Below are 1,934 nucleotides of genomic sequence, written 5' to 3'. Positions count from 1 at the left end.
GCTTATTGAAGATCTTTAATAAAATTTTTCGAAATGTAATGTGCATATTGCACAGTATGTGAATCTTATTGAGCCTCTAAAAGAAATTTCCAATGCTAAGTAGCTTTGTTGAATTCGTTCTTCTCATATAATAAGATGTCTTCTTTAAGATTTTTATAGATATCTAATAGATCGTCTGGTAGAGTACAATAAATAGACTCTTCTAGGGTATAAGGTTCAAATATTTTCCGTTATAATTCAAATTCATTAAAAATAATCTGTAGTATTTGGATTTCAAAGTTTCCTAATGTTGTATCTATAATAGATTCAATATTAGGAAACTATAGCGAATGGGCATATGGATTCGTTAGAAAAGAAAGAAGTCGAACTAGTTATGTTCTTTCGTTATACAATAGGGCGATTAAAACATAATATTGCTTTCCTTAACAAAATATTCATAGTGAATATTTTGTTAAGGAAAGTTTGTTACTTGCGCATTACTATGAATAGTTCTTTCTTTGTTATTCGCTTCTTTTTCTCGATTGTAAATTTTAAGGAGACCTACTATTCTAGCTTAGTAAAAATCTTGATGAAGTAGGAGGGCGTTATATTCGAATTTGATATAATATAAGGTGTTTTTAAAATATACATCATAGAGAAGGGATTCAAAGAATGAAGAAAATAAGTATTGTTACAATAGTAGTTTTACTCCTCCTAGTTATTGCGTATATGCTAGTTGGGAACTACTTTTATAACTATGCGCTAAATGCGAAACAAGAAAAAGAATTTTTAGAGGGAAACCCTCATTTAAAGAAAACTGTAACTGTATCGGGTAATGTAGTAGCCACTGATGAAATGAAAAATACAGAATTCTTATCAAAACATCAACCAAGTACGACGTCTATACGTTCTTTTGATAACTTGAAACTAACTGGCTATGAATATCGTAATCAGGAATCTAGTCATAAATGGTCAATCGTGGTTCACGGATATAATGGAAGAGCCTTGGAAATGACAAAATACATTCGCCATTTTTATGAAAAGGGTTATAGTGTAGTAGCACCTGATCTTCGTGGTCATGGCAATAGTCAAGGTGATTATATTGGTATGGGGTGGCATGATCGTAAGGATGTTACGCAGTGGATTCAGTATGTATTAAAGAAAGATCCGCAAGCGGAAATAGCTCTGTTCGGTATTTCTATGGGAGGCGCAACTGTTATGATGACTTCCGGAGAAGAGTTACCTGCCAATGTTAAGGTTATTATTGAAGATTGTGGTTATTCATCTGTTATAGATGAATTCACGTATCAATTAAAAGATCTATTTCATTTACCAAAATTCCCTGTTATGAATGCGGCGAATACAATTACAAAACTCCGTGCTGGTTATGACTTGAATGAGGGATCGGCCGTCAAGCAAGTTGCAAAAAGTAAAACTCCGATGTTGTTTATCCATGGAGATGCAGATACATTTGTTCCTTTTGAAATGTTGGATGAAGTGTATAATGCTGCAAAGGTGAAAAAAGAGAAATTGATTGTGCCAGGTGCAGGTCATGGAGAAGCTGAAAAAATAGATTCGGAGAAATATTGGAATACTGTATGGGGATTTATTGGAAAATACATTCCAGCATAAGTATAGATTTAGAAAGAATCTTTCGCTATTAAAAGTGAAAGATTCTTTCTTTATATATAGGGGATACATTGATTGTAGCTTAAATAGGGAGTCTTTCTATCTAAATGTTATGCGTGGATAAGTGATGGTTAAATTTAAGTGAGGATAAAGAAATCTAACGGATTAAAGTCTTATCTTCTATATTTAATGGGGAATTTGAATTTTGTTTTAAAAAGGTATTGCTTTTATAATGATAAGTGTGTAATATATTAGAAGTCGCCGATGCAACAAAGCAAAACGTGACAAACGAAATAAAAAACTTAGTTGACATTGAAATACGAAAG

General features: G+C 32.3%; 1 protein-coding gene. It reads left to right on the top strand.

The features are described from left to right. The first annotated feature begins 651 nt into the window (after positions 1–651). Complete coding sequence (locus tag BPMYX0001_RS29115) at positions 652–1,611, top strand: alpha/beta hydrolase (protein WP_018783736.1); 960 nt, start codon at positions 652–654, stop codon at positions 1,609–1,611. The last annotated feature ends 323 nt before the right edge of the window (positions 1,612–1,934 follow it).

Source organism: Bacillus pseudomycoides DSM 12442 (genome assembly GCF_000161455.1).
Lineage (GTDB): Bacteria > Bacillota > Bacilli > Bacillales > Bacillaceae_G > Bacillus_A > Bacillus_A pseudomycoides.
The sequence above is the reverse complement of the archived record's forward strand: the minus strand, read 5'-3'. Positions and strand labels throughout refer to the sequence as shown.